At 67.2% G+C, this 4477-nt stretch carries 2 protein-coding genes; both read right to left on the reverse strand.

What is annotated here, in order from left to right; translation table 11 throughout:
* Positions 1-53: 53 nt before the first annotated feature.
* Positions 54-431 carry an STAS/SEC14 domain-containing protein gene (locus WBA11_RS07765; RefSeq protein WP_424520128.1) on the reverse strand — a complete coding sequence of 126 codons (378 nt, stop codon included), beginning with the start codon at positions 429-431 and terminating at the stop codon, positions 54-56.
* A gap of 90 nt (positions 432-521) precedes the next feature.
* Positions 522-4445, reverse strand: coding sequence for an efflux RND transporter permease subunit (locus WBA11_RS07770; protein ID WP_424520129.1), 3924 nt, complete (start codon positions 4443-4445; stop codon positions 522-524).
* Between the last annotated feature and the right edge of the window lie 32 nt (positions 4446-4477).

Consider the following 4477-nt stretch of genomic DNA (forward strand, 5'->3'; position numbering starts at 1 on the left):
CTCGAGGACGAGAAGCGGTGCCAGGCGCAGGGTCCGCCGGAGCCGCCCGACCGTCATGCAGCCACGGGCTCCGACGCCCACGCGACCGCGTCCTCGAGCTCGGCACACGGCCAGACCTGCACGTCGAGGCTCGGAACGAGCGCTCCCTGCGCCTTCGCCAGCGTCCCGATCCACCCTTCGTCGGTGACCACGGCAAACCGGCGGATCTGGCCCAGTTTGGTCAGCAGCCCCGCGCTCTTGCCCGCGTTCGTCCGCAGCGCGTCCAGTGTCATGCCGCCAATCCCCGTGATCTCGGCCACCAGGTGCACGCGCCCCCTGGCCAGGGCCCCGTCGATCTCGCGGAACAGCGCCTCGATGTCGGGCTTGGTGACGGTGCCATCGACCTCGAAGGCGACGACGTGGGGCGGAAGGTCGGGGAGGAGTCGGAACATGAGATGAGAGGCGTCCTCGAGGACGCGACGAGAGAGTGGAGCCGGCCGTCCTCGAGGTCGCCGAACGAGCGGGCCGCCCTCGAGGACGCCTCAGCGGGCGGGGACGGGGGACGGGATCAGCTCGCCTTCGGCCGTCGAGCCGTCGCCGTCGAGGACGATGGGCGACGTGCTCTGCGACTCCGGCTCGGCCGCCCTCGAGGACGACACGCGCGTCGCGATGCTGTCGAACGTCGAGTACATGACCGGCACGATGACGAGCGTCAGGAACGTCGCGAACGTCAGGCCCGAGATGATCGCCGTGCCCATCGGCCCCCAGAACTGCGTGTTCTCCGAGCCGATCGAGAACGACGGGTTCAGGTCGACGATCAACCCGACGAAGTCGATGTTGATGCCGAACGTCAGCGGGATCAGGCCGATGACCGTCGTGAACGCCGTCAACAAGACCGGCCGCAGGCGCGTCGAGCCGCCGTCGATGATGGCCTCCTGCTTGTCCTCGCCGCGCCCTCGAAGCTGCTCGATGTAGTCGACCAGCACGATCGCGTTGTTGACCACGATGCCGGCCAGCGAGATCAGCCCGATGAACGTCATCAGGCCGAACGGCGTCCGGGTCAGGATCAGACCCAGCATCACGCCGATCAGGCTCAGGCCGACCGCGATCATGATGATCAGCGGGTTCGTGATCGAGTTGAACTGGGCGATCAGGATGATCGAGATGAGCGCGAGCCCCATCAGCAAGGCCGTCGTCAAGAAGCTGAAGCTCTCCTGCTGCTCCTCGTCGGCGCCCGTGTAGGCGACGGTGTAGCCGACGGGCAGGGCTGCGATGTCGTCCTCGAGCTCGGCCTGGACCTGGCCCAAGACCGCGTTCGCGTTCGCGCCCGGCGCCGCGTCGCCCAAGACCGTCACGACCCGCTCCTGGTCGAGCCGCGTGATGCTTCCCAGCCCGGACGACGGGACGATCTGAGCGACCGAGACGAGTGGAATCTGTAGGCCCTCGTTGAAGACGGTCAGGCTCTCGAGCTCCCGGAGCGACTGGCGGTCGTCCTCCCGGAGCCGGACGGTCACGTCGTACTCGTCCTTGCCGTCGCGGTACTTGCTGGCCTCGACGCCGTTGACGGCGCTGCGGACGGCGAGCGCCACGGCCTGCGTGCTCAGCCCGAACGCGGCCGCTCGCTCGCGGTCGATCTCGACGCGGTACTCCGGCCGGCCGCTGTTGAGGTTGTCGCGGATGTCGACCAAGCCCTCGATGCGGCCGGCGTCGACGGCGTCCTCGAGGCCGGTCTTGAGATCGTTCGCGATGTCCTGGATCGTCTCGAACTCCGGTCCCGAGACCTCGATGTTGACCGCGGCGCCCGTCGGCGGGCCGCCCTGGTCCTGGGTGATCGTCAGGTCCACGCCCGGCAGGCCGGCCAGGCTCTCGCGGATGCCCTGGATCGTCTCCGACGACGGCTCGGCCCGGTCCTCGTAGTCGACCATGTTGAGCGTCACGCTCGACCGTTCGGCGCTCGCCGATCCGCCGCCGAACTGGGCGTCGCCGCCGACCCCGACCGAGGTCGCGATGTTGCGCGTGTTGCCCGCCGTGTTCGGGTCCTCCTCGAGAAGGTTCTCGACACGCGAGAAGACCTCCTCGGACACCTCGTTCGACCGCTCGATCGTCGTCCCGACCGGGGCCTCAGCCGTGATCAGGATCTGGTTCGGGTCCGTCGTCGGGAAGAACTCGACGCCCGTCGGGGCCACGGCGAACAGCGCGATTACGCCGACCAAGACGCCCAGCGTACCGGTCAGCAGCCGAGCCCGGTTGTCTGTCAGCACGACGTAGGGCGTGTCGAACGTCGTCCGCTTGCGGATCCGGCTCGCGAACACCACGCCCAGCGCTCCGGCCGTCACAATCAGGATCGGCAACAGGAGCATTTCCAAGACGAGCAGGATGCCGCCCTCTCCGCCCTCGCCGTACGTGATCCGACCGCCGAGCGACAGGAGCCCGATCAGTCCGAGCACGATGCCGCCAAAGATGAGCCCTGCCTTAACGCTCGCCCGGCCGCCCAGGAACGCCGACTCGAGCGTGTGAAACACGATGCCCAGGATGCCAACGAGCAAGGCGATCCCACCTGGGACCATCAGCAGAAGCCCGGCGGGTGCCGCCGCCGCGTTGAGCGCTGCGCCCGCGATCAGCAATAGGAACCCGGCCGAGAAGGACCCGAGCGCGAACGTGTTGCGGAGCATGGCGCGCGGGACCGAGTAGTCCCGCTCCAGCATCCAGCGCAAGAAGGCCCGGTAGCGCTCGGTCAGCCGGGGCACCGTCCTCGAGGCGAACCGGTGGTGGGCCGGCTCCAAGACGTACTTGTAGAGGTAGAACAGCGCTGGGACCGCGACGATCAGGAACACGGCCGTCTTCCAGTTCGCGATGCCGACGACGAGCGCGGCGAACGCGGCGAGCCCGAGCGAGATCGCCCGCGTCTTGGGGCTCCGCCGCCGGTTCTCGGCCTTGGCTGCTGCGATCTCCTTGTCCGTCTTGACGAAGTAGCCCGCCACGACCGGGTTGATGATCAACGCGACGAACAGGCTCGAGGTCAACGTCACGATCAGCGTCAGCGGCATGTAGCTCATGAACTTGCCGATCGTACCCGGCCACAGCAGCATCGGCGCGAACGCGGCGACGGTCGTCGCCGTCGAGGCCGCGACCGCCAGGCCCACCTCGGCCGTCCCCTTCTTGGCCGCCTCCCACCGCCCGTAGCCTTCCTCGCGGAAGCGGTAGATGTTCTCGATGATCACGACCGCGTTGTCGACCAACATGCCCAAGGCGATGATGAGCGAGAACAGGATGATGAAGTTCAAGGTCTGGCCCATGACCGAGAAGACCAGGAACGACAGGCACATCGACAGCGGGATCGCGAGCCCCACGAGTGCCGCGTTCCGGACGCCCAGGAAGAACAGCAGCACGACGATCACGAAGATGATGCCGGCGATGATGTTGTTCTCCAGGTCCTGGACCAGGATGTCGACCTGCTCCGACTGGTCGCCCGTCAACACGTACTGCGTGCCTTGGGGGAACGTGAACCCGGCGATGGTCTCCTCGACGCCGTCGACGACCGCGATGATGTTCTCGCCGGTCGCCTTCTTGACGTTGAGCCGGATGACCTGCAAGTTCTCGGCGTTCTCGACGGCCACGAACTCGTCGTCGACCTCCTCGTGGACGACCTCGAGGCGGGCGTAGCTCGAGCGGTCCTTGTAGCCGAACTCGACGTCGGCGATGTCGCGGACGTAGACCGGCGTGCCGCCGGGGCTGGCGACGACGAAGTCCTCGATCTCAGACGGGTCCTCGAACTCGCCATTAACGCGGACGAGGTAGTTCTCGGGCCCGACGTCGATGGAGCCGCCTGGGATGTTGGTGTTCTCCGTTCGGACAGCGTCGACCAAGTCGTTGATGGACAAGTTGTAGCCCTGGAGCGCGGCCAGGTCCACGTTGACCTGGACCTCGCGCTCGAGCCCGCCCAACAAGTCGACCTCGGAGACGCCCGGCACGCCCTCGATGTCGTCCTGCAGGTCCTCGGCCGTCTCGCGCAGGGCCGTCAGCGAGCCGTCCGTCAGCAGGTTGACCGTGACGACGGGGAAGTCGGCGAAGTCGATCTCCGAGACGATGGGCTCCTCGACGTCCGAGGGGAACTCGGTCTTGGCGATGTCGACGGCCTCGCGGACGTCTTGGTTGGCTTGGTCGATGTCCTTGTCGGGGAAGAACTCCGCGATGACCGTCGAGACGCCTTCGGTGCTCGTGCTCGTCAGGTCATCGAGGCCGTCGACCGAGGAGAGCTCGCGCTCGACCTCCTGGGTGATGATCGACTCGACGTCGTCCGGCGACGCGCCCGGGTAGATCGTGGTCACGACGATGGTCGCGAACTCGATCTGGGGCTGGCTCTCCTTGGGGAGCGCGACGTACGAGATCAGGCCGCCGATGGTCAGCGCGATCGTGAGCACGACGATGGCCGTGCGGTTGTTGATCGCGAGGTTGGTGATTTGCATGTGTCCGGGTGCGGGGGGACGCGACCTCGAGG

It is taken from the genome of Rubrivirga sp. (genome assembly GCF_049648075.1).
Classification (GTDB): Bacteria; Bacteroidota; Rhodothermia; order Rhodothermales; family Rubricoccaceae; genus Rubrivirga.

Excerpts from the sequence above, each read along its gene's own strand:
- WBA11_RS07770 (WP_424520129.1), bottom strand. The coding sequence starts at position 4,445 with ATGCAAATCACCAACCTCGCGATCAACAACCGCACGGCCATCGTCGTG.
- WBA11_RS07765 (WP_424520128.1), bottom strand. The coding sequence starts at position 431 with ATGTTCCGACTCCTCCCCGACCTTCCGCCCCACGTCGTCGCCTTCGAG.